The 21,529-nt window shown below is 67.4% G+C and carries 19 protein-coding genes; 8 read left to right on the top strand and 11 right to left on the bottom strand.

Translation table 11 applies throughout. The features are described 5' to 3' along the window. Positions 1-7 precede the first annotated feature (7 nt). Positions 8-1,315, top strand: coding sequence for an ammonium transporter (locus tag J2X37_RS12685; protein ID WP_310021838.1), 1,308 nt, complete (start codon positions 8-10; stop codon positions 1,313-1,315). 19 nt (positions 1,316-1,334) lie between these two features. Here J2X37_RS12685 and J2X37_RS12690 read toward each other — a convergent pair whose 3' ends face one another. The 7 genes from J2X37_RS12690 to J2X37_RS12720 all read right to left on the bottom strand — a co-directional run bounded on the left by J2X37_RS12690 (position 1,335) and on the right by J2X37_RS12720 (position 9,376). Next, entirely contained in the window at positions 1,335-1,751 is a 417-nt protein-coding gene (locus tag J2X37_RS12690; protein WP_310021840.1) for a GFA family protein, read from the bottom strand. Further along, positions 1,751-3,157, bottom strand: a complete 1,407-nt coding sequence (locus tag J2X37_RS12695; RefSeq protein WP_310021842.1) for a nitronate monooxygenase — start codon at positions 3,155-3,157, stop codon at positions 1,751-1,753. Before J2X37_RS12695 ends, J2X37_RS12690 begins: the two co-directional genes overlap by 1 nt. Then, complete coding sequence (locus tag J2X37_RS12700) at positions 3,154-3,906, bottom strand: class I SAM-dependent methyltransferase (protein WP_310021844.1); 753 nt, start codon at positions 3,904-3,906, stop codon at positions 3,154-3,156. Before J2X37_RS12700 ends, J2X37_RS12695 begins: the two co-directional genes overlap by 4 nt. A 53-nt stretch (positions 3,907-3,959) precedes the next feature. Continuing rightward, complete coding sequence (gene prfB / locus J2X37_RS12705; protein ID WP_310021847.1) at positions 3,960-5,087, bottom strand: peptide chain release factor 2; 1,128 nt, start codon at positions 5,085-5,087, stop codon at positions 3,960-3,962. Between the two features lie 159 nt (positions 5,088-5,246). Continuing rightward, positions 5,247-5,801, bottom strand: coding sequence for a peroxiredoxin (locus J2X37_RS12710; RefSeq protein ID WP_310021849.1), 555 nt, complete (start codon positions 5,799-5,801; stop codon positions 5,247-5,249). A gap of 61 nt (positions 5,802-5,862) precedes the next feature. After that, complete coding sequence (locus tag J2X37_RS12715) at positions 5,863-8,376, bottom strand: transglycosylase domain-containing protein (RefSeq protein WP_310021851.1); 2,514 nt, start codon at positions 8,374-8,376, stop codon at positions 5,863-5,865. A 73-nt stretch (positions 8,377-8,449) separates the two neighbouring features. After that, positions 8,450-9,376, bottom strand: coding sequence for an N-acetylmuramoyl-L-alanine amidase (locus tag J2X37_RS12720; protein WP_310021853.1), 927 nt, complete (start codon positions 9,374-9,376; stop codon positions 8,450-8,452). Positions 9,377-10,013: 637 nt separating this feature from the next. Here J2X37_RS12720 and J2X37_RS12725 point away from each other — a divergent pair. Then, entirely contained in the window at positions 10,014-12,851 is a 2,838-nt protein-coding gene (locus J2X37_RS12725; RefSeq protein WP_310021855.1) for a ribonuclease E/G, read from the top strand. A 57-nt stretch (positions 12,852-12,908) separates the two neighbouring features. On the opposite strand, the gene J2X37_RS12730 is transcribed toward J2X37_RS12725, so the two are convergent. Together J2X37_RS12730 and J2X37_RS12735 are read right to left on the bottom strand one after the other, a co-directional pair. Continuing rightward, entirely contained in the window at positions 12,909-13,619 is a 711-nt protein-coding gene (locus J2X37_RS12730) for an SDR family NAD(P)-dependent oxidoreductase (protein WP_310022281.1), read from the bottom strand. After that, entirely contained in the window at positions 13,619-14,395 is a 777-nt protein-coding gene (locus tag J2X37_RS12735) for a nucleotidyltransferase family protein (RefSeq protein WP_310021857.1), read from the bottom strand. The genes J2X37_RS12730 and J2X37_RS12735 overlap by 1 nt, the downstream gene beginning before the upstream one ends. A gap of 93 nt (positions 14,396-14,488) precedes the next feature. Between J2X37_RS12735 and J2X37_RS12740 the strand changes: the two genes are divergently transcribed. From J2X37_RS12740 to J2X37_RS12750, 3 genes are read left to right on the top strand one after another with little or no spacing between them, the layout of a single operon-like run. Further along, the gene (locus J2X37_RS12740) at positions 14,489-15,637 is read left to right on the top strand and encodes a CDP-alcohol phosphatidyltransferase family protein (RefSeq protein WP_310021859.1); all 1,149 of its coding nucleotides are present in this window, start codon (positions 14,489-14,491) and stop codon (positions 15,635-15,637) included. Further along, positions 15,634-16,062: an HIT family protein gene (locus tag J2X37_RS12745; protein ID WP_310021861.1), complete on the top strand. Its 429-nt coding sequence runs from the start codon at positions 15,634-15,636 to the stop codon at positions 16,060-16,062. The genes J2X37_RS12740 and J2X37_RS12745 overlap by 4 nt, the downstream gene beginning before the upstream one ends. A gap of 13 nt (positions 16,063-16,075) precedes the next feature. After that, positions 16,076-17,227: a glycosyl transferase gene (locus J2X37_RS12750; RefSeq protein ID WP_310021863.1), complete on the top strand. Its 1,152-nt coding sequence runs from the start codon at positions 16,076-16,078 to the stop codon at positions 17,225-17,227. Here the strand turns inward: J2X37_RS12750 and J2X37_RS12755 are convergent. Next, positions 17,175-17,918, bottom strand: coding sequence for a phosphocholine cytidylyltransferase family protein (locus J2X37_RS12755; protein ID WP_310021865.1), 744 nt, complete (start codon positions 17,916-17,918; stop codon positions 17,175-17,177). The genes J2X37_RS12750 and J2X37_RS12755 overlap by 53 nt on opposite strands. Positions 17,919-18,061: 143 nt before the next feature. Between J2X37_RS12755 and J2X37_RS12760 the strand changes: the two genes are divergently transcribed. Further along, on the top strand, positions 18,062-19,438 hold the full coding sequence (locus J2X37_RS12760; RefSeq protein WP_310021867.1) for a lipopolysaccharide biosynthesis protein: 1,377 nt from the start codon (positions 18,062-18,064) through the stop codon (positions 19,436-19,438). On the opposite strand, the gene J2X37_RS12765 is transcribed toward J2X37_RS12760, so the two are convergent. Then, positions 19,435-20,118: an HAD-IB family phosphatase gene (locus J2X37_RS12765; protein WP_310021869.1), complete on the bottom strand. Its 684-nt coding sequence runs from the start codon at positions 20,116-20,118 to the stop codon at positions 19,435-19,437. The genes J2X37_RS12760 and J2X37_RS12765 overlap by 4 nt on opposite strands. 152 nt (positions 20,119-20,270) lie before the next feature. Between J2X37_RS12765 and J2X37_RS12770 the strand changes: the two genes are divergently transcribed. Together J2X37_RS12770 and J2X37_RS12775 are read left to right on the top strand one after the other, a co-directional pair. Continuing rightward, complete coding sequence (locus J2X37_RS12770) at positions 20,271-21,056, top strand: succinate dehydrogenase iron-sulfur subunit (RefSeq protein ID WP_310021871.1); 786 nt, start codon at positions 20,271-20,273, stop codon at positions 21,054-21,056. Between the two features lie 19 nt (positions 21,057-21,075). Continuing rightward, entirely contained in the window at positions 21,076-21,525 is a 450-nt protein-coding gene (locus J2X37_RS12775) for a PaaI family thioesterase (RefSeq protein WP_310021874.1), read from the top strand. Positions 21,526-21,529 lie beyond the last annotated feature (4 nt).

Below are 21,529 nucleotides of genomic sequence, written 5' to 3' on the forward strand. Positions count from 1 at the left end.
AATGCCGATGTCGAGGAAACTGCCGGTCGCGGCAGCGACGATGCTTGCGCTTGCCGCCACGACACCCGCGCAGGCCCAGGCGTCTGCGGTGGCAACGGCGGACAGCGGCGACGTCGCCTGGATCCTCGTCTCCTCCGCCCTCGTCCTGATGATGGCGATGCCGGGACTGACGCTGTTCTACGGCGGCCTGGTCCGCGCCAAGAGCTTCCTGGCCGTGCTGGTGCAAGTCGGCGCGATCGCCGCGGCGGCGTCGATCCTGTGGATCGTCGTCGGCTACACCATGGCCTTCGGCAACGTCGGCATCGGCTGGATCGGCGACGGCAACGCGATGATGCTGACGGGCAACGGCGACTTGCGCGAGGGGCTGACCTTGCCCGAGCCGGTCTTCGCCCTGTTCCAGATGTGTTTCGCGCTCATCACCCCCGCGCTGATGGCCGGGGCATGGGTCGATCGGGCCCGGTTCGGCTGGGTCGTCGCGTTCTGCGCGCTCTGGGGCCTCGTCGTCTATGCCCCCGTCGCCCACTGGATCTGGGGCGGCGGCTGGATGGCCAGCGGGTTCGGCACGCTCGACTTTGCCGGCGGCATCGTCGTCCATACCACGGCGGGCATATCGGCACTGGTCGTCGCGATCCTGATCGGCAAGCGTTCCGGCTTCCCCAAGACGCCCCTCCTTCCGCACAGTCCGGCGCTGACGATGGCGGGCGCGGCCCTCCTGTGGGTCGGCTGGTTCGGCTTCAACGGCGGATCGGCGCTGGCCGCAAACGGCAGCGCGGCGCTGGCGATCATCAACACCCACATCGCCGCAAGCGCCGCGGCGCTCCTCTGGATCGCGCTGGAAAACCGGCTGGTGGGCAAGCCTACCTCGGTCGGATTTGCCACCGGCGCCATCGCGGGGCTTGCCACCGTCACCCCGGCCGCGGGCTTCATCGGCCCGGGCGCGGCGATCGTCTTCGGCCTCGTCGGCACCTCGATCTGCTACGCCGCGATCCAGTTCGTGAAGCAGAAATGGCAGATCGACGATTCGCTCGACGTCTTCGCCGTGCACGGCGTGGGCGGGATGACCGGTTCGCTGATGCTGGCGGTTTTCATGGCCGATGCCCTTGGCGGCGCGGGTTATGCCCCGGCGATGGACATGGGCCGGCAGCTCCTCGCCCAGGTCGTCGGCGTCGGCGTCGTCGCCGCGTGGAGCGCGGTTGCGACCGTCATCCTGGCCAAGCTTGTCGCGCTGGTCTGGCCGATGCGCGTGGACCACGAGGCGGAGACCATCGGCCTCGACATCACCAGCCACGGCGAACGCGCGTGGGAATTCGACTGAGGCTGGCGGAAAAGCAGGCCTACTTCGCGGGGGTGTAGCGCAGCACCCCCGCCACTCCGCCGCCGCCGTCCTTCGGATGGTTCACGCCATCAAGAACGAGGATTTCGGCAAAGTCGAACGGGCTTGCCCCCTCGATGCAGGCGACGTTGACACCGAACTGCGTCGGATCCGACCGACGCTGGTGGTGGGTGTAGATGCCGCACTTCGAACAGAAGTAGTGTTTCGCCGCGCCGGTGTTGAAGGTGTAGAGCGTCAGCAGCTCCTCCCCACGCGTCACCGCGAAATCGTCCAGCCGGGCGCTGACCGCGACGGCCCCGCGCATCCGGCAGATCGAGCAGTTGCAGCGCCGCGCGCTCCTCATGTCGACCCTGGCCGCGAAGCCGACGCCGCCGCAATGGCAGGCGCCGCTCACCTCTCGGAAATCCGCGTCCGCCATCAGTCGCCGGTGAGGATGCGCTCGACCAGTTCCTTCACCGTGGGCGTGAAGCCGTTCGAATAGAACGGATCCTGCTTGAAGCGATAAGCCGCGTGGCCGGCGAAGGCGAGATTTTGATCGACCGGACCGCCGTGGGCGATGTCCTGCAGCGTCTTCTGGATGCAGAAGCTGCGCGGGTCGGCGAGCCGGCCCGTGGTGTAGTCGTCATGGTCCTTCCACGACGAAAAGCCGCAATGCGACAGGCAGCCCATGCAGTCAGCCTGGTCCTTCCGGATCTCCTCGCGCTCCTCCGGCGTGACGAAGACGAGCGTGTCGTCGGGCGTCTTGAGCGCAGAGATGAAGCCATCCGCGGCAAATCCGCGCGCGCGGTCCCGGTCGTGCGGGGTCACCCAGAAATTCTTCCCCTTCACCCCGACGTCGAGCTGCGCGGTATGATCGCCGGCCGCGACGCGCGAATAGGGGATCTGGCGGTCCGAGCGCGCTTCGAGGTTGCGCAGGAACGGGTTGCGCACGGCCGACGAGTAGAAGCCCGTCGGCGAGAACTTGTGCAGCAGCACGTCGCCCGGTTCCAGCGTGCGGAGCATGTCCTTCCACTCCTGCGGTATCGGACTTTCCTCGGTCAGCAGCGGACGGGTGCCGAACTGGAAGGCGATCTTGCCGAGCTCCGGATTGTCGATCCAGTTCTCCCACTCGCGCAGGCACCAGACGCCGCCGGCCATGACGATCGCGGTCTCCTCGCTCACGCCTTCCTTGCGCATCGTGGCGCGAAGCTCGGCGACGCGGGGATAGGGATCCTGCGGCACGCGCGGATCCTCTGCGTTCGACAGGCCGTTGTGCCCGCCCGCCAGCCAGGGATCCTCGTAGACCACCGCTGCCATCAGTTCGGGAACCTTGGAATAGGACCGCTTCCACAACGCACGGAACGCGCGGGCGGACGAGATGATCGGCAGGTACTGCACGTTGTAGCGCTGCGCGATCTCGGCCAGCTTATAGGGCATGCCCGCGCCGCAGGTGACGCCGGTGACGAGGCCGCTGGTCTGTTCGAGGATCCCTTCGAGCACCGCTTGCGCGCCGCCCATTTCCCACAGCACGTTGATGTTGATCGCGCCGTTGCCGCCCGAAATCTCGTGCGCGCGGCGAACCTGCTCGACACCGCCGTCGATGGCGTAGCGGATCAGCTGTTCGTGGCGTTCCTTGCGGGTCATCTGTTCGTAGACCTGCGGCACGATCTTGCCTTCGGGATCGTAGCTGTCGGCGTTGACCGCGCTTACCGTGCCGATGCCGCCCGCCGCGGCCCACGCGCCGGAACTGGCGTGGTTGGTGGCCGAAACGCCCTTGCCGCCCTCGATCAGCGGCCAGACCTCGCGGCCGCCATAGCTGATCGGCTGAAGTCCCTTGAAATTCATGTTGTCCTGGTCCCGTGTTCCTGCAGGTCGCCCCCGGCAGATTTGGTTGGATCGGCGGCTTCGGCGGCAAGCGCCTGCTTGCAAGGCACGATGTCCTGCGGGTCCGGACGCGGACCTTTCGGCTCGAAGCGCGCATAGTAACCGGCCAACTCGGGCCGGCGGATGAAAGTGGCCAGCTTGAAGCCGACCGCCTCGAATTCGCAGAACAGCAACGCCGGCGGAATGCCGTGCTCGCCGGTCGGGCGATCCACGTCGACGACGATGACTTGGCCGTCCGGCTTCAGCGACGGCCGCAGCCGCCACAGGAAGGCGTAAGGCTCGGTGACCTCGTGGTACATGTGGACGAGGAAGACCCGGTCGAAACTGCTGTCGGGAAGCTTCGGATCGTCCTCGCTCCCCTGCTTGATAGACACGTTGTCGAGCCGCTCGCGCTGGACCCGCGCGCCCAGCCGTTCGAGCGCGGCGGGATCGATGTCCTGCGCCAGGACCCGGCCGCGCCGTCCGACCCGTTCGGCAAGCCGCGTCGTGTAGTAGCCCTCGCCCGCGCCGATGTCGGCCACGGTCATGCCCGCGGTGATCTTGGCAAGGTCCATGACCATCGTCGCCTCGTTCCGGTCGTCACGGGCACGTTCGTTGGAGAACTGGTTGCTCGTCGTCGCCGAGATCGGACGGTCGGCGCGGGGAAAGGCGCGCGCCGTTTCCGGACGGTCGGCATCGGCATCGGTCCGCGAGATGTCGCACCCTGTCATCGCAGGCGACAGGCACGCCAGTGCCACCGCCGTCACAAGGGCGCGCGCGCCTGTCAATCGACGTCCTCGACTTCGACCTTCTCGCCGGTCACCCGCTGGGCGAGCGCGGCGGAGATGAAGGGATCGAGCCCGCCGTCGAGCACTTCGCCGGGGTTGGTCGAAACGTGACCGGTGCGCAGGTCCTTCACCTGCTGATACGGTTGCAGCACGTAGGAGCGGATCTGGTGGCCCCAGCCGATCTCGGTCTTGGCCGCGTATTCGCCGGCGGTCACCGCCTCGCGCTCGGCCAGTTCTTTTTCGTAAAGCCGCGCCTTCAGCATGTTCATCGCGGTCGCGCGGTTCTTGTGCTGCGAACGGTCGTTCTGGCTGGCGACGACGATGCCGGTCGGCTGGTGGGTGATGCGCACGGCGGAATCGGTGGTGTTGACGTGCTGCCCGCCCGCGCCGCTCGCACGGTAGGTGTCGATCTTGAGGTCGGCGGGATTGATCTCGATCTCGATGTCGTCGTCGATCACCGGGTAGACCCAGACCGAGCTGAACGAGGTGTGCCTCCGCGCCGAACTGTCGTAGGGACTGATCCGGACGAGACGATGGACCCCGCTTTCGGTCTTGGCATAGCCATACGCGTTCTCGCCCTTGACCAGCAGCGTCGCGCTCTTGATCCCGGCCTGCTCGCCCGCCTGGTACTCGACCAGCTCGACCTTGTAGCCGCGCCGTTCGGCCCAGCGCGAATACATGCGCTGCAGCATCTCGGCCCAGTCCTGGCTTTCGGTGCCGCCGGCCCCGGCGTGGACTTCGATGTAAGTGTCCGACCCGTCCGCCTCGCCCGAAAGCAGGGCGCCGACCTTGTCGCGGTCGGCCCGCTCGGCCAGCGCGGCGAGCGTGTCGATGCCGTCCTTGACCGTTGCCTCGTCGCCCTCGGCCTCGCCCAGCTCGACGAATTCGATCGCGTCGGCCATTTCCGCGCGGATGGCCTTCACCGCGCCGATCGCGTCATCCAGCCGGCCGCGCTCGCTCATCACCTCTTTCGCGTCCTTGGGGTTGTCCCACAAGGTCGGGTCCTCGACCCGCGCATTCAGCTCGTCGAGCCGGCGCAGCGCCGTGTCCCAGTCCAGCGATCGGCGAATTAGCGCCAGTGCCGCCTCTATGCGGTCGATATAGGCCTGCCCTTCGGCACGCATGTCGGTTCTCCGTAAATCGGCGCTCGCTTAGCCCAGCCGTTCCTTCGTGGAAAGTGCCTCGCTCGCGATAATCGCGCGGCATGATCGCGCAGCATGGTCGTGCGGCAGGCCTCGGCCTGCACGCGCGCCCCATCGTGGGGGCGTCGAGACTCCCGACCGCTACTTCCCCTTGAGCGCGCGCACGGCCGCCAGGGTCTTGGCGACATGCTCGCGCCAGTCGAGATCGGAGTGGACCATGACGATCTTGCCGTTCCTGCCGATGACGTAGGACGTCCGGTCGGTCAGCCCCGCCGGCATCCCGGGTCGGTTGAGCGCCACGTCATAGGCGCGCACCAGTCCGGGATTGGCCCGCGCGACGGGAAAGGCATCGCGGCATGCCTCGGTCGAGAAGCGCTTCAGGGTCTCAATATCGTCGTTCGACATGCCGACGACACTCGCCCCCGCGGCCTTGAAGTCGTTGATGGCCGAAGCGAAGGCATGAGCCTCCTGCGTGCAGCCCGACGTAAAGGCCTTGGGATAAAAGTAGAGGACGACCGGGCCCTTCTTCAGCGCCTCTGCCAGGTCGAACCGGAACTCCTTTCCGGCCAGCGCGCCCATCGTGCTGAAGACGGGAGCCTGCGCGCCCTTCTTCAGGGCGGCCGAAGCGGGAGCGATCGCCGCACAGAGCGAGAGGGCGACGGCCATGGCGGCCAGCGGGAGGGAGCGCGTTTTCATATGCTTGTCCATGAACCGGCCCGGCGCGAAAGTCCACAACGCGCCTGAGGTCACGCGACGATCAGTAGATGCCGCCCTGTTCCTCGAGGAAGTTGTCGTCGATGCGGCGGGGCCCTGCGGCGCGGGTCTTGCGCTCTTCCGCGGCGGCCTTGATCGCGGCGATCGCAGCGACGCGCTTTTCCTCGAGGGTCTGGCGGTCGAGCGAGCGGCGCGGCTCGGTGTCGGGCTTGAACGCTTCCCAGATCGTGGCCGGCTTGTCCTCGTTGGTGGGCCAGCCTTCGAACACGCGCTTGCCGCTGCGCCGATCGATGCGGACCATGCGGATGCCCGCGGGCGCACGCACCGGTTCGGTCGGCCAGCGGGCCTTGGTGTCCTCGATCAACTGCTTGATGATCGGCCCGGCGGTGTTGCCGCCCTGGACATAGCCGCCGAGGTTTCGCGGCTGGTCGTAGCCCAGATAGACGCCGGCGATATATTCGGACGACCCGCCGACGAACCAGGCGTTGGTCGGGCCCGAGGTGGTGCCGGTCTTGCCGAAGATCGGGAGGTCGAGGCTGCGCAGCCGCACCGCGGTACCGCGGGTCACCACCCCTTCGAGCATGTGGACGACCTGGTAGGCCGTGCCCGCATCGAGCACCTGCCGCCCGGCCGGCTTGAGGCGGGGCATGCCCTTGCCGTCCCACTTGTCGGCGTTGCACGCCTCGCACCGCCGCTTGTCCGCGCGCCAGATCACCTTGCCGTTGCGGTCCTGCACATAGTCTATCACCGACTGCTCGTACTGCCGGCCAAGGTTGGCGAGCGCGGAATAGGCATTCACCATGCGCGCCACGGTTGTGTCACCCGCGCCGAGCGCGAAGGACAGGTAGTTGCCGTATTCGCCGATGCCGACCCGCTTGAAGGTGTTGGTGACGTTTTCCATGCCCGCGTCGTTGGCGATGTGCACGGTCATCAGGTTGCGCGACTGCTCGAGACCCCAGCGCATCGTCTGCTGCCCTGCCCCGCCCTCGTTGCCGAAGTTGCGGAAGCATTTCTCGCCGAGGCCCGCGCCCTGCCAGACGCAGAACGGCCCGTCGGTCACCAGCGTCGCCGGGGTCATGCCCTGGTCGAGGCCGGTGGCATAGACGAAGGGCTTGATCGTCGAACCCGGCTGGCGCAGCGCCTGGGTCGCGCGATTGAAGGACCCCAGTCGCGAATCGAAACCACCCTGCATCGCCAGGACGCGGCCCGTCTGCGGATTTTCGACGACGAGCCCGCCCGAAACCGTCGGGATCGTCCGGACCACCCATTCGTCGCTGCCCTTGGGCGCCGCGGCGATGACGTCGCCGGCCTTCAGCGCGTCGGGCAAGTTCGACAGCGGGTGCTCGCTCCCGTCGGTGAAGCCGATCTTCGCACGGCTCCCGTTGCGCTGCGTGACAACGCCGACCCTCCAGTCCTCGTAATCGACCGCGAGGTTCGAGACAATGAGCTGGGTCTGCCAGTTGTCGTCCATGTCGATCGTCGCGATCGGCCCGCCCCAGCCCTTGCCGGCGCTGTAGCGCAAGAGGCCCGCGCGCAGCGCGTCGCGCGCCGCGCGCTGGAATTCCGTGTCCATCGAGGTGCGGACCCACAACCCGCCGGCATAGACCGAGTTCGGCCCGTCCTCCGCCTTCTCGCCGAACCTGGCGATCAGTTGGCGGCGCACTTCCTCGATGAAGTAGCCCCCGGCGGGATCGTAGTTGGTGACACGCCGCGGAACGAGGCCGAGGGGCTTGGCCTTGGCCGCCGCGGCTTCCGCCTCGGTCGCCCAGCCGTTCCTCACCATCTGGTCCAGCACGTAGTTGCGCCGCGCGATGGCCATGTCCTTGTACCTGGCCCGGCCATACCGTTCGGGCGCCTTGGGCAGGATCGCGAGAAAGGCTGATTCGTGCAGCTCGAGATCCTTGACGTCCTTGTCGAAGTAGGCGCGCGCCGCCGCCTGCACGCCGAAACTCTGCCGACCGAGCGGGATCTCGTTGAGGTAAAGCTCGAGGATCTGCTGCTTCGTCAGAACGCCCTCGATCCGGCGGGCCAGGATCATTTCCTTCAGCTTGCGGGTGATCGAGTATTCGTCGCCGACGAGGATGTTCTTGGCGACTTGCTGGGTGATGGTGGAGCCGCCCTTGGCCCGCTGGCCGCTGCCGATCTTGGACGCATAGTCGACGACCGCGCCGAACAGCCCGCCGATGTCGACACCGCCGTGCGTCCAGAACGTCTTGTCCTCGGCCGCGAGAAACGCATCCTGCATCTGCTTGGGAAAATCGACGTAGCGCAGCTGCACCCGCCTCTCACGGGCATAGCTGTTGACGATTTCGCCGTCGATGCCGCGGACCATCGTGGGCAGCGGCGGCTGGTAGGTCAGCAGCTTGTCGGCAGACGGCAGCCCCGCCCCTATCGCGTAATAGGCGGCCACCGCCAGCACGACTCCGGCGCCGAACAGGCTGACGATCCAGCGGAACGGGCGGCTTTCGTGCCAGCGGGCGAGGAAGTGACCGCGCGCGGCGACGAGGTCGCCCCTTGCCCGGTCGAGGTAGACGTTCAATTGCGATCCCACGGTCATCGCGCTGGACCTAGCACGGAGATTTCGCACGAGGAAAGCCGCTTCGCGACGGAACGTGGGCAAGCGGCGCGCATCAGCGGCGCGCCGGACCGACGAGAAGATGCGTCAGGATCGCCCGCGCGAGGGCGTCGGCAACCGGCGCCCGCGTCTTCGGGTCGGCGAGCCGGGCGGCATCTTCGGGATTGGTCAGGTATCCCGCCTCGAACAGGACCGAAGGGGTTTCGGCCGAACGCAGCACGACGAAATTGGCCGCACGGCGGAAGGGCTGGTGCACCGGCATGCGCCCGGCCGATTCGCGTTCCATCGCCATCGCCAGCTCGATCGAGCCCATCGCCGTTTCGCGCTTCAGGAGATCGGCGAGCACCGCGGCGACGTCGTCGGCCCCCTCGCCAAGATCGATGCCGCTCGCGCTCTCGTTCTCGATGGCCGCCAGGGCCTGTGCCTCCCGGTCCGAAGCGCGGGCGGCAAGAACATAGGCATTCGCGCCGCGCGCATCGGGCACCGTGGCGCTGTCGGCATGGATCGAAACGAAGGCATCGGCACCCAGCGCCTCCGCCAGCTGCGGTCGCTGCTCGAGCGGCAGGAAGCTGTCGTCCTCCCGCGTCAGGGCAACGCGCACGCCGCCCAGCGCCAGGAGCCGCTGGCGTACGTCGAGCGCGAGGGCGAGGACCACGTCCTTCTCCTTCGTGCCCGCCTCGCTGCTCGCCCCCGGATCGAAGCCGCCGTGGCCGGGATCGATCACGACCAGCGGCGCGCCCTTGTCCGCCGAACCGGCAATCCGCGGCAGGACCGAGCCGCGCACCGGCGGCAAGGCGCGCGACACGACCGGTGCGCCCCCGCCCGGAAACAGCAGCGCGGCCCCCGCCCCGGCTATGCCCGCGACCAGAATGGCGAAAACGGCCAGTGGCAGCATGATCTGCGGGGCGCGCCAAGCGGCTGCCGCGCGTTCGCCCGCGACCGCGTCGTCGTCCGCCTTGCCGGAAAATCCGCCTCGCCACATGGGCCGAGGCTATCGCGCGGTCACCACCGCGAGGCAAGCGGACGACCCCCGTGATGCCCGGAAAGCTCATCGCCCGCATGGCACCGGTTTGCGGCAGTCCATGCTTTTGGTTGCCGTATCATGGCGGCGGTGCTACCGATGCGGCAACCGGGGCGATCAGGCCCGCTCGGTTTTCAAGCCCTTCCAAAGTCCCGCGCCCTCTTGCGCGGTAGAGCGGAAGCGGCGCCTTCGGCAGGAGGCAGGAAACCGCGCCGGAACCGATCGACATGGCCCGGCAACGCCAGGCGCAGCAAGCCGACGGGCAGGACCGACAACGATCGACCTTCCCCGCTCAGCGACCGCATGGCGCATTTGGGTAAAGAAGTACGTATGGCCGAAACAGCATCGAACGCAGCGGATCGCCTGCCCACAGGGCCGGTCGCTGTCGATGCCGTGCGCGCCATCCCTGCCAGAATTTCGAACCGGCGGATGCCGCTATCCTTCGCGACGCGGCGACCCGCTTCACCTTTGCAACCTTTCGCGGCGCACGGCGGGCATCACGCCCGGCCGGACGGCCGCGTTTTCGTAAAAAGACGCGCGACGCCCGTGGAGCGGCCTGCCGCTCCGCCGGGGCTTTCGCGCGCATGGAGATTGATTGATGTCCACGCGTATGCTGATCGATGCGCGCCACCAGGAAGAAACCCGGGTGGCCGTGCTCAAGGGAAACAGGATTGAAGAGTTCGACTTCGAGTCGGCCGAACACAAGCAGATCAAGGGCAATATCTACCTGGCCAAGGTGACGAGGGTCGAACCGTCGCTGCAGGCCGCCTTCGTCGATTTCGGCGGCAACCGTCACGGTTTCCTCGCCTTCAACGAAATCCACCCCGACTACTACCAGATCCCCAAGGAGGATCGCGAGGCCCTGCTCGCCGAAGAGGCCGAGCATGCCGAGGAAGAGGCGCGCCTGCGCGCCGAGGAAGAGGCCGACGAGCACTCGGGCGACGAGCATGACCTCGACGACGGCGACCAGCACGAGGAAGCGGATTCGCTGGCCGAGGAAATGGCCGACGACGGCGACGGCGACGTCGAGGAGATGGACACCTCGGAAAAGGACGACGTCGCCACGATCGAGGACGGCAACGTCACCGGCTCCGACGATGACGAGGACGGTGACGAACGTCCCAACCGCCGTCGCAAGGGCCGGCGCCAGGGCGGCAACCGCGCCCGCGCCGCCGACGAGGCGCGCGCCAAGCGTCTCGCCCTGCGCCGCCGCTACAAGATCCAGGACGTGATCCAGCGCCGCCAGGTCCTTCTGGTCCAGGTCGTGAAGGAAGAGCGCGGCAACAAGGGCGCGGCGCTCACCACCTACCTCAGCCTCGCGGGCCGCTACTGCGTGCTCATGCCCAACTCCAGCCACGGCGGCGGCATCAGCCGCAAGATCAGCAGCGCGGCGGATCGCAAGCGGCTGAAGCAGATCGTTTCGGAGCTTTCGCTGCCCAAGTCGATGGGCTGCATCGTCCGCACCGCGGGGCTCCAGCGCACCAAGACCGAGATCAAGCGCGACTTCGACTACCTCGCCCGCCTGTGGGACGAGATTCGCGAAAACACGATGAAGTCGAGCGCGCCGGCGCTGATCCATTCGGACAGCGACCTCATCAAGCGCGCGATCCGCGACATCTACAACCGCGAGATCGAGGAAGTGGTCGTCGAGGGCGAGCAGGGCTACCGCTCGGCCAAGGAATTCATGAAGCTGCTGATGCCCAGCCACGCGCGCAGGGTGAAGCAGTATGCCGACCCCGTTCCGCTGTTCCAGCGCTATGGCGCGGAGGACCAGCTGACCGCGATGTACGATCCGGTCGTGCAGCTGAAGTCGGGCGGCTATCTCGTCATCAACCCGACCGAGGCGCTGGTCTCGATCGACATCAACTCGGGCCGTTCCACCAAGGAGCACGGTATCGAGGCGACCGCGCTGTCGACCAACCTTGAAGCCGCACGCGAGATCGCCCGCCAGCTGCGGCTGCGCGACATGGCCGGTCTCGTCGTCATCGACTTCATCGACATGGAGCACAATTCCTCGATCCGTAAGGTCGAGAAGGCGATGAAGGACGCGCTGAAGAACGACCGCGCCCGCATCCAGGTCGGCCGCATCTCGGGCTTCGGCCTGATGGAGATGAGCCGCCAGCGCCTGCGCACCGGCGTGCTGGAGGCCACGACGCGCCAGTGCCCGCACTGCGACGGCACCGGTCTCGTCCGCACCGCGTCGAGCGCGGGCCTTTCAGCCTTGCGCCTGATCGAGGACGAAGCCGCCAAGGGCCGCGGCACGCTGATCTCGCTCTATGCCTCGACAGAGGCGGCGATCTACCTGCTCAACGCCAAGCGCGCCGATCTTGCAGAGATCGAGGACCGCTACGGCGTCAACGTCGAGGTCATCCCCGAAGGCGAGGACGAGGGCGCGAAGATGCGCGTCGGCTCGTCGGGCCCGAAGCCCAAGGACGCGCCGAAGTTCGAGGTCATCCACGACTACGACGACGAAGAGGTGATCGAGGAAGACGAGGACGAGGAGGAGGAACCCGTCCGCGACGACAGGCGCGAACGGCGTGATCGCGGCGGCCGGAGGGGCCGTGGCGAGCGCGGTGATCGCGGCGACCGTGGTGACCGTGGTGATAGGGGCGAGCGCGGCGAACGCAGCGACCAGCCCGAACGTGCCGACCGCCCCGAACGCAGCAACGACGACGATGAAGGCGGCGAAGGCCGTCGCAAGCGCCGCCGCCGTCGCCGTGGCGGACGCCGCAATCGCAACCGCGACGGCTCCACCACCGAGAACAATACCGAGCAGTCGGGCGAATTCACCGAGATCGCCTCGGGCGAACCGCAGGGCGAAGGCTCCGTCGAGGTCGCCGCGACCGGTGACGAGACCGGCGAGATGGTGCTCGGCCCGGTGACGGACGACACCGGCAACGAGGCGCCCGTCACCGAAGCCGGCGAAGGCGAGGATGGCGCGACCAAGAAGCGCCGCCGTCGTCGTCGTCGCAAGGGTGACGAGACCGAAGGCGAAGGCGCGGAGCAGGAAGCCGAAGCCGAAATGATCGAGGCCGCGGCGCCCCAGGCCGAACCGGAAGCGGCAGCCGAGCCTGCGGCAGAGGCGGAAGCCGAAGTGAAGCCCAAGAAGCGCCGCACACGCAAGAAGGCGGAGCCGGCAGTCGATGCCGAGGCCGCGCCCCTCGATCCGCAGGCCGACGTGGCCCCTGCCGCCAGTGAGGCGCCCACCGAGGAAGCGCCCGCCGAAGAGGCCAAGCCCAAGAAGCGCCGCACGCGCAAGAAGGCCGAGCCCGCCGCCGAAGTGGTGACCGAAGAAGCGGCTCCGGCGGTTGCAGACGCTGAAGCGGAAGCGCCTGCGCCCGCCGCGCCCGCGGAAGAGGCCGCCAATGATGCCAATGGCGAGGAAACCGGCGGCGAACCGCGGCGCGGCTGGTGGCAGCGAACCTTCGGCAACTGAACCGTCCGCCGAAAAGCGAACAAGCGAGGGCCGCTCCCGCCGGGGGCGGCCCTTTCGCTACCAGTCGATAGGGCTTCCGTCCCAGGCGAAAAACCCGCCGGTGTCGGCAGGCCGAAGCCCGACCAGCACCGACAGCAACTGGCTCGCTGCCCGGTCGGCATCGAACAGCGTCTTTTTGGCCACGTTGTTCTGGAACGGCCGCGAGAGGCCGGTGTCGACCGTGCCGGGATGCAGCACCACCGCCACCGCACCGGCATCGCGGCGACGCAGTTCGATGGCGAAGTTCCGCACGATCATGTTGAGCGCCGCCTTCGATGCGCGATAGGCGTGCCAGCCGCCAAGCCGGTTGTCGCCGATCGAACCGACGCGCGCCGATAGCGCCGCGAAACGCCCCCCCTTCGCCAGATGCGGCAGGACATGCTTGCCGATCATCGCCGGTCCGGTCGCGTTGAGCGCGAAGACCTTGGCAAAAGCCTCCGGATCGGTGGCCGACCAGGACCTTTCGGGCCTCACCGTCGGCAGGTCCTGAAGGATGCCGGTCGCGACGACGACCAGATCGAGAGGGCCATCTCCGGCAATCCCCTCGGCGGCGGTGCGGATCGAATCCTCGTCAAGCAAGTCGAAACGGAACGGGATGCAGCGCGTATCGCCCGGACCGGCGCCGCTCCGCGAACCGGCATAAACCCGGGCGACGTCCTCGCGCGCCAGCAATGCCCGCACCATCGCCGCGCCGATGCCGCCGCCAGCCCCGAAGACCGCGCAGCGCATCACGCGCCCTGCTCCGCCGCGAGCAGGCGGCGCACGAGATCGAGGTCGGCCGCCTTGTCGACATCGACCGCCGCGCGCCCGTCGCGCGCCCTTACCACGCGGGCCGAAATCCCCGCCTGTGACGCGATGCGCGCGACCATGCTGTCGATCCCCAGCCGCCCCAGCACGAACCGCGCGAGCGTGCCCCAGCCCAGTTGCGAGGCCATTTTGAGCGGTTTCTTGCGATTGGCCTCGACCGAACTCCACAAGGCGATGCCTCGCCCTGCCGCCTCGGTGCGAAGCAGGAACAGGTTGCAGCCGGACCACTGTCCGTCGGCCAGCCTGATCCAGCTCCGGCTGGTGGCCGGGACATCGCGGTCGACCTCCTGCCTGCGAGCCATAAGGATGGCGACATCGGCATCGCCGGGCGTATCGGCCAGGAAATCGCGCACCCATTCGGGGCGGAGCAGCGCATGGTCGGCGGTCGTGACCAGCAGGGGCGCGCCGCATTCGCGCAACACCGCGCCGACCGTCGCGCTCGGCCCGTCCTGCGCCGGGAGAACCTCTGCCCCCTCTCCCTTTGCAAGGGCGGCGACTTCGGGAAGGTTCGTCGAGACCACGACACGCTCGCACCCCGCGGCGAGCAGAGCGCGGCAGACCCGCGCGAGGATCGGTACGCCGCCGACATCGATCAGCCCCTTGTGCAGGACACCCTGCTCCTGCGCGAAGGGATCGCCGCCGGGACGGACTCCGGCAAGGACAAGAGCGGTCGGCGGTGCGGGGTCGGTCGGTTTCATGATCGCCTCTTAGCGGGCCGCAGGCGCGAGTAGAATGGCCGATTGCCCGCTCGCTGTTGCACCGCGGCGCGCCAGCTTCTAAGCGCGGCAACGATGAACAGCTTCTCGACACCGCCGGCCGTGATTTCGGTCGGCGAGAATCCGACCAGGCTCTGGGGCCTCACCATGGCCGAACGCACGTCCCGGCTGGCACGCGCTGCCGGGGCAGTCGCGGTGTCGGATGGAAACGGTGCCGGGTCGCAAGTGCTGGCCAACGCCGATTTTGCCTTCGATCCCGCTTGGTTCCGCCACGTCCTTGCGACGCCCGGCCTCGTCCTCACCATCGGCGGCGTCCCCGCGCTGGGCCATGCAATCGACGCGGGCAGCGCGAAGGCGCTGCGCGAGGCGATGGAGCAGCGCCGCCCGCCCGCCGTCCTCGCGGGCCACGACATCGTCGCGTTCGAGACCGGCCCGACCATCGAGGACAAGATGCTGCGCAAGCGCGAGACGCCCTTCATCATGGCGCTGCGCCCCGACACCGTCCGCACGATCGAGCGAGCCAGCTATTTCGGCGCCTACAAGGGCGTGACCGACGTCCTGACAAAGTATCTCTGGCCCGAATGGGCGCTCGTGCTGACGCGCATTGCCGCGCGCTTCGGCATCACACCCAACATGGTCACCGCGGTGGGCGCGATCCTGTGCGTCGCTGCGACCGTCGCCTTTGCTTATGGCCAGTACTGGCTCGGCATGGCGATGGGTCTGGTGTTCATGGTGTTCGACACCGTCGATGGAAAGCTCGCGCGCTGCACCATCACCTCCAGCGCGTGGGGCGACATCTTCGATCACGGCATCGATCTCGTCCATCCGCCGTTCTGGTGGTGGTTCTGGGCGACCGGTCTTACCTACTGGGGTCTTGGCCTCGACGATCGGACGTTCTGGCTGGTCCAGGCCGCGATCCAGGGGGGCTACGTCGTGCAGCGCCTGATCGAGGGCGCCTTCATTGCGCGGAACAACCAGATGCACATCCATGTATGGCGCCGTTTCGACAGCCGGTTCCGCCTGATCACCGCGCGGCGCAATCCGAACATGGTCATCCTGTTCGTCGCCACCCTTTTCGGCCGGCCCGATATTGGGATCATCGCGGTCGCGTGGTGGACGGTGATCTCGCTCGTCGTTCACATGGTGCAGCTTGTGCAGGCCGAGTTTGCCCGGAAGCGCAAGGGCGCTCCCCTCACCAGCTGGCTGGCCGGAGAATCCGCGTGAACGAAACCGTGATCAAGTTCGGCTACCCCGAAACCCTGGTTCGCGAATACGAGCACTGGGTCGTCCTCGTCCGCCCGTCGCAACCGACGCTGGGCAGTTTGGTCCTGGCTGCGAAGTCCGACGCGACCGAATATCACGACCTGCCAGACGCCGCCTTTGCGGAGCTGAAGCAGGTGGTCATCGCGATCGAGCGAGCGCTGCGCGAGTTCACCGATTATGCGAAGATCAACTACCTCATGCTGATGATGGTCGACCCGCACGTCCACTACCACGTCATTCCGCGATACGACGGAGCGCGGGCCTGGAACGCACTTGCGTTCGAGGATGCAGGCTGGCCTGCGGTTCCAGCGCTGGGCGAGGCGGTCAAGCTGGACCCTGCCGGCATCGCGGCGATGCGCACGGCGCTGTCCTCTCGCTTCGCCTAGCCACGAGGTTCCCGTGACCCAGGTCCGGCTGTCGGTCGTCGCGATCGGTGGAGCGCATCAGGCGCTGCACTTCATTCCGCTGGTGCTGAAACTGGCCCAGCGAGGGCGGATCGCACCCGAGATCTTCGCACGGCCCGATCAGGAAGCCGCGCTGAAGGCGCTTGCCGCGAACCTCGACCTGCCGCTTCCGCCCGTCACCTTGATGACCCTGCCCTGGGCCGTGGCGGCGGTCGACCAGTCGAAGGCGATGCGCCTGATCTGGTGGTCCCGTCGGCTGCGAAGTGCAGACGCAATCCTCAGCGCGGAACGAACCAGCACACTGCTCAAGCGGCTGCCCGGTCACTGCCCGCCCTTCATCCACATCCCCCACGGCGCTGGCGACCGGGCCAAGGGGTTCGAGCCGCGCATGAAGTGGTTCGACAAGGTTCTCGTCTCGGGAGAGAAAGACCGCGACCGCATCGTCGATCTCGGTCTCCTGCCACAAGGCGCGGTCGAAGTGCTCGGCAGCGTGAAGCTTGCCGCCCTGGCGCAAACCCCCGCCCTGCCGCCGCTGTTTGCCGACAATCGGCCGATCATCCTCTACAATCCGCATTTCAGCGCGCGTTTCGGAACTTTCGAGCAAGTTGCGCAAAGGCTGATCGGCGAAGTCGTCGCCGACGGCCGCTACAACCTGATCGTCGCGCCGCACGTCCGCCTTGCCGAACAGATGACTGAAGCCGACCGGCGGTTCTGGGAGGGACAGTCGCAGCCGGGCGTGATTGTCGACTTGGGATCGACCCGGTCGATCGACATGACCTATACCCGTTGCAGCGACATCTATGTCTGCGACGTCAGCAGCCAGATCTACGAAGCGCTGGCCGCGCGCAGGCGGCCCTGCCTGTTCCTCAACCGCGGTGTCACCGACTGGGAAGACGACCCGGACTTCGCAATGTGGCGGTTCGGCCCGGTAGTCGACTGTCGCGAAGAGGTGCTGCCCGGCGTCGACATGGCCGTGGCCCGCTTTGCCGAGTTTCGCGGCGCGCAGGATGCCGGGATCGCCCGCGCCTACGCCAACAGCCATCCTGCTCCCGGCCAGCTCGACGCGATGGCCGATCAGGTCGAGGAGCTGATCGTCAGCCTTGCTGCCAGCGATCGGTCAAGGCGGTCGCGATCTCGATATCGTTGAGGAAGTCGACCTCGGCCCAGTCCATCCCCTCGATGGAAACGGTGCCGACCTTGCCGCTGTCGGCGATCATGTCGATGACCTTCAGGTACCAGTGATTGACCCCGTCGGGGGTGCGCATGGTCTGTCGCACGGTCTCGCGGAACAGGTCCGCACCCTCTCCCCTGAACGCCAGGAAGCCGATCGATTCGGCGTTGCTGACTTCGGCGGTGAGCGTCTTGCCGATGCGCGCGAGGCGGCCGTTCTCGCCGCGCGACACCTTCATGTCGTCGCTGTCGTACCCCGGCTTGACGTCGACCGTCACCGCGATGGGCCAGTCGGAACCCTCTTGGACACGGCGAACGATGTCCTCGGACACCAGCGTGTCGCCGTTGAGGATCAGGAAATCGCCCCGCATCTCCTCGCGCACGATCCAGCACGAGCCGAGATTGTCGGCGACCTTGAAGAACGGGTTGAAATGGCAGCGCACCTCGATGCGCGGATCGTCGATGCCGGCAAGGTGGTCCTCGACCATGTCGGCCATGAAGCCGGTGACGACATCGACCCGCCGGACCCCGGCGCGGGCCAGCATCTCGACCTGCCAGCCGATCAGCGAGCGGCCTGAAAAGTCGATCAGGCACTTGGGGCGTTCGGCGGTCAGCGGCAGCAGGCGCGATCCCTGCCCGGCGCTCAGAAGTATGGCGTGTTCGATCATCCTGCGCGTGTAGAAGCAGCGCGGCGCAGTGGCAACGTTCGCATCGCCCGCATCCACCGGCCGCAGCACGGTTGACGACAAGTCGGCAAACGCACTGCGCACCGGCTTGCCGTTTGCGGCATTAGCGTCCAAATGCAGCGACCATGCCTGCAAAGGGTCCTTCTCTCCCCGCCCATCCCCCGGCTACGCGCTCGCTGTTCTCCCGCATGCTGGCGAACGTGGCGTGGCTGATCGGGGGCAAGGGTTTCGGCGCGGTCTGCTCGCTGGTCTATCTCGCGATCCTGACCCGCACGCTGGGGCTGAAGGACTTCGGCCACTTCTCGCTGATCTTCGGCACATCGCAGGCGCTCATCGCCATCGCCGGATTCCAGACCTGGCAAGTCGTGGTCCGCTTCGGGGTGAAGCACGTCCACGACGAGGACTGGGACGGCTTCGGCAGGCTCGGCATGATGGCGGGCATTCTCGACGTCATCGGCGCGGTGATCGGCTGCGGCATTGCCTGGCTAATCTTCTACCAGTTCGGCGGGGGGCTCGGCATCAACCCGGCGCTTGTCGACACGGCCTTCTGGTTCAATGTCGCGGCGCTGTGGGCGCTGGTCTCGGCCCCTACCGGAATCGTCCGCGCGCTCGACCGGTTCGACATCGCCGTCTATGTCGAAGCGGTGGTTCCGCTCGGGCGGCTCGCCGCCGCGGTGGCGATCTGGCTGACCGGGCCGAGCCTCGTCAAGTTCCTGATCGCCTGGGCCGCCATCGATATCATCGAGGCGATCCTCTACTGGATCGTGGCGCGCTGGCTCTGTCCGCGAGCCATTCGCCTCTCGCATTTGCGCGACGCGTTCCGCGCGCGGGCCGAGAACCCCGGCCTCGTCCGGTTCTTCATGATCACTTACGCCAGCGCCTCGATAGAGGCCGTGTTCCGGCACGGTCCACTGCTGGCGGTCGGCTATTTCGTCAGCACCAGCGCGGCAGGCGTATACCGGCTCGCGCACCAGCTGGCCCAGGGGCTGGCCAAGCTCTCCACCCTGTTGAGCCGCGCCGCCTATGCCGAGATCGCCCGCGCGCGGGTTTCGTCGGGAGCGAAGGAATTCCGGCAGCTTGTCGGCAAGACCAGCCGCATTGCGGGCGGGGCGGGAGCCATCGTCGTCATCCTCGTCGCGCTGCTGGGCGGGCAACTGCTGGCCTTGCTCGGCGGCGAAGCGTTCCGCAGCGGCTATGTCGTGCTGGTGCCGCTGACCGTGGCCGCCTGCTTTGAATTGGCCGGCGTCGCCTTCGAACCGGTGCTGCATTCCACCGGGCGGGCGCGCCTGTCGCTGATGGCGCACCTTTGCGCCATGACCTCGGCGGCCATCGCCCTGCTGCTCCTGGTGGGTCCGTTCGAAGGTCAGGGCGCGGCCTGGGGCGTCGCCACCGGCGCGGCGGTCGGCTACGTGGTGATGGGCGTGCTGGCCTGGATCACGCTCAACAAGATCGACCGGCACGAGGTCAGCATCGTGCTCCCGGAAGAGGAAAAGCTGCCCTAGGCGAAGCGGGCGACCTGCCAGCCCCTGGCCTCGGCGACCTGCCTGCCCCGCGTCCCGGCGTCGACCAGCACGCCCTCGTCGCTCCAGTCGAGCAGCGGCGCATCGCTGATGCTGTCGCTGTAGAAACGGACATGGCATTCGCTCCGCGCGAGCCCCAACCGCGCCAGCAGCGCCTCGACTCGCGGAACCTTGCCGTCGCCATAGCAGTTGCCGCCCTCGATCCGGCAATGGCCGCCGTCGGCCCGCGCGTGGCGGGTCGCGATGACGTGATCGAAGCCGATCCGCCGCGCGATTTCCGCCGCGTAGAATTCCATCGCCGCGGTGGCGAGGACCAGCATGCGTCCCTCGCCCCTGTCACGCTCCAGCGCTTGTGCCGCGCCCGGACCGATCCAGTGCGGCACGACCCGGTCGGCAAATCCGCTCGCCAGATCGTCCAGCGTACGCGGATCGACCCGCCCCAACATCAGCCGCAGCCCGAAGCCCTTAAGCGTCTCTCGTGAGAAAAGCCCGGCCTTGTAGGCTGCCATCGCCAGAACCCAGACCGGCACCAGCAGCAGTCGTGCCGGCTTGCAGCGGCGCGCGGCGAAGATCAGGAACGGGGTGAAGGTCGCATGGCGCAACACGGTGCGGTCGAGGTCGTAGATCGCGATAGCGCGAGGTGCGGATGGGTCCTGTTCCATGCGCGGCGCAACTAGCGTCCCGCTCGGCGCCAGGCAATGGAGGGCGCATCACCTGTCAAATTGATCATGCTGCGCCGCAGCGCCCTTGACTTGGGCAGCCGGGGCGTGTTGACGGGGCGGCACGTTTCCAACTCGGGGTAGGTTCACGTCTCATGGCCCAGTTCGCTCTGCCGAAGAACTCGAAGATCAGCGGCAAGTCCCGCACCCACAAGGCGGCGACCGGCGGCGCGAAAAAGAACTTCAAGGTCTATCGCTATGACCCGGACAGCGGCGAGAACCCGCGCTACGACATGTTCGAGATCGATCTCGAAGCCTGCGGCCCGATGGTGCTCGACGCGCTCATCAAGATGAAGAACGAGATGGATCCGTCGCTGACGTTTCGTCGTTCCTGCCGCGAAGGCATCTGCGGTTCGTGCGCGATGAACATCAACGGCCGCAATGGCCTTGCCTGCACCACCGCGATCGAGGACTGCGGTTCGGGCGAGATCCGCATCACCCCGCTGCCGCACATGGAAGTCATCAAGGACCTCGTCCCCGACTTCACCCACTTTTACGCGCAGTATGCCTCGATCCGCCCCTGGCTGCAGACCGTGACTCCGGCCCCGTCGGGCAAGGAGCGGCTGCAATCGCCCGAGGACCGCAACAAGCTCGACGGCCTCTACGAGTGCATCCTGTGCGCCTGCTGCTCGACCTCGTGCCCCAGCTACTGGTGGAATTCCGACAAGTTCCTCGGCCCCGCGATCCTGCTCCAGGCCTATCGCTGGCTCGCCGACAGCCGCGACGAGATGACCGGCGAACGGCTCGACGAGCTGGAGGATCCGTTCCGCCTCTACCGCTGCCACACCATCATGAACTGCGCGAACGTCTGCCCCAAGGGTCTCTCGCCCGCCAAGGCGATCGCGGAGATCAAGAAGATGGAAGCCGAGCGGTTGGTCTGATCGCGGATCGATCGGCCCAATGGGCGACGGATTCTACGACGGGCTGACCGCCGCCCCGGATCATCCCGGCTGGCAGAGGTGGAGCGTCGGCCCGCCGGAGAGTTTCAACCAGTACGTGCTGGGCCCGATGCTGGTTCGCGCGGAGGATGAACGCTTCGCGCGTGTCCGCCTCACGCCCCGGCCGCATCATACCAATGTCAACGATGTGCTGCACGGCGGGCTGCTCCTGTCGTTCATCGATACCGCCATGTTCAGCGCCGCCTCGGTCCTGAGCGGGCGTTCGCAGGCGCGCGGCGTGACCGTCGATGTCCAGGTCCAGTTCCTGTCGCCGGGCCGGATGCAGGCCGATCTCGACGCGCAGATCGAGATAACCCGCGAAACCGGCAGGCTGCTTTTCATGCGCGGCCTGCTGGAACAGGGCGACGACAAGGTCGCCTCGTTCACCGGACTGCTGCGCAAGCTTTCCTGACGCG

This window comes from Croceicoccus sp. BE223, from assembly GCF_031457155.1.
Lineage (GTDB): Bacteria > Pseudomonadota > Alphaproteobacteria > Sphingomonadales > Sphingomonadaceae > Croceicoccus.

Coding starts and splice junctions, on each gene's coding strand:
- J2X37_RS12685 (WP_310021838.1), top strand. CDS start 8: ATGTCGAGGAAACTGCCGGTCGCGGCAGCGACGATGCTTGCGCTTGCC.
- J2X37_RS12690 (WP_310021840.1), bottom strand. CDS start 1,751: ATGGCGGACGCGGATTTCCGAGAGGTGAGCGGCGCCTGCCATTGCGGC.
- J2X37_RS12695 (WP_310021842.1), bottom strand. CDS start 3,157: ATGAATTTCAAGGGACTTCAGCCGATCAGCTATGGCGGCCGCGAGGTC.
- J2X37_RS12700 (WP_310021844.1), bottom strand. CDS start 3,906: ATGACAGGGTGCGACATCTCGCGGACCGATGCCGATGCCGACCGTCCG.
- prfB (WP_310021847.1), bottom strand. CDS start 5,087: ATGCGTGCCGAAGGGCAGGCCTATATCGACCGCATAGAGGCGGCACTG.
- J2X37_RS12710 (WP_310021849.1), bottom strand. CDS start 5,801: ATGAAAACGCGCTCCCTCCCGCTGGCCGCCATGGCCGTCGCCCTCTCG.
- J2X37_RS12715 (WP_310021851.1), bottom strand. CDS start 8,376: ATGACCGTGGGATCGCAATTGAACGTCTACCTCGACCGGGCAAGGGGC.
- J2X37_RS12720 (WP_310021853.1), bottom strand. CDS start 9,376: ATGTGGCGAGGCGGATTTTCCGGCAAGGCGGACGACGACGCGGTCGCG.
- J2X37_RS12725 (WP_310021855.1), top strand. CDS start 10,014: ATGTCCACGCGTATGCTGATCGATGCGCGCCACCAGGAAGAAACCCGG.
- J2X37_RS12730 (WP_310022281.1), bottom strand. CDS start 13,619: ATGCGCTGCGCGGTCTTCGGGGCTGGCGGCGGCATCGGCGCGGCGATG.
- J2X37_RS12735 (WP_310021857.1), bottom strand. CDS start 14,395: ATGAAACCGACCGACCCCGCACCGCCGACCGCTCTTGTCCTTGCCGGA.
- J2X37_RS12740 (WP_310021859.1), top strand. CDS start 14,489: ATGAACAGCTTCTCGACACCGCCGGCCGTGATTTCGGTCGGCGAGAAT.
- J2X37_RS12755 (WP_310021865.1), bottom strand. CDS start 17,918: ATGATCGAACACGCCATACTTCTGAGCGCCGGGCAGGGATCGCGCCTG.
- J2X37_RS12760 (WP_310021867.1), top strand. CDS start 18,062: ATGCCTGCAAAGGGTCCTTCTCTCCCCGCCCATCCCCCGGCTACGCGC.
- J2X37_RS12765 (WP_310021869.1), bottom strand. CDS start 20,118: ATGGAACAGGACCCATCCGCACCTCGCGCTATCGCGATCTACGACCTC.
- J2X37_RS12770 (WP_310021871.1), top strand. CDS start 20,271: ATGGCCCAGTTCGCTCTGCCGAAGAACTCGAAGATCAGCGGCAAGTCC.
- J2X37_RS12775 (WP_310021874.1), top strand. CDS start 21,076: ATGGGCGACGGATTCTACGACGGGCTGACCGCCGCCCCGGATCATCCC.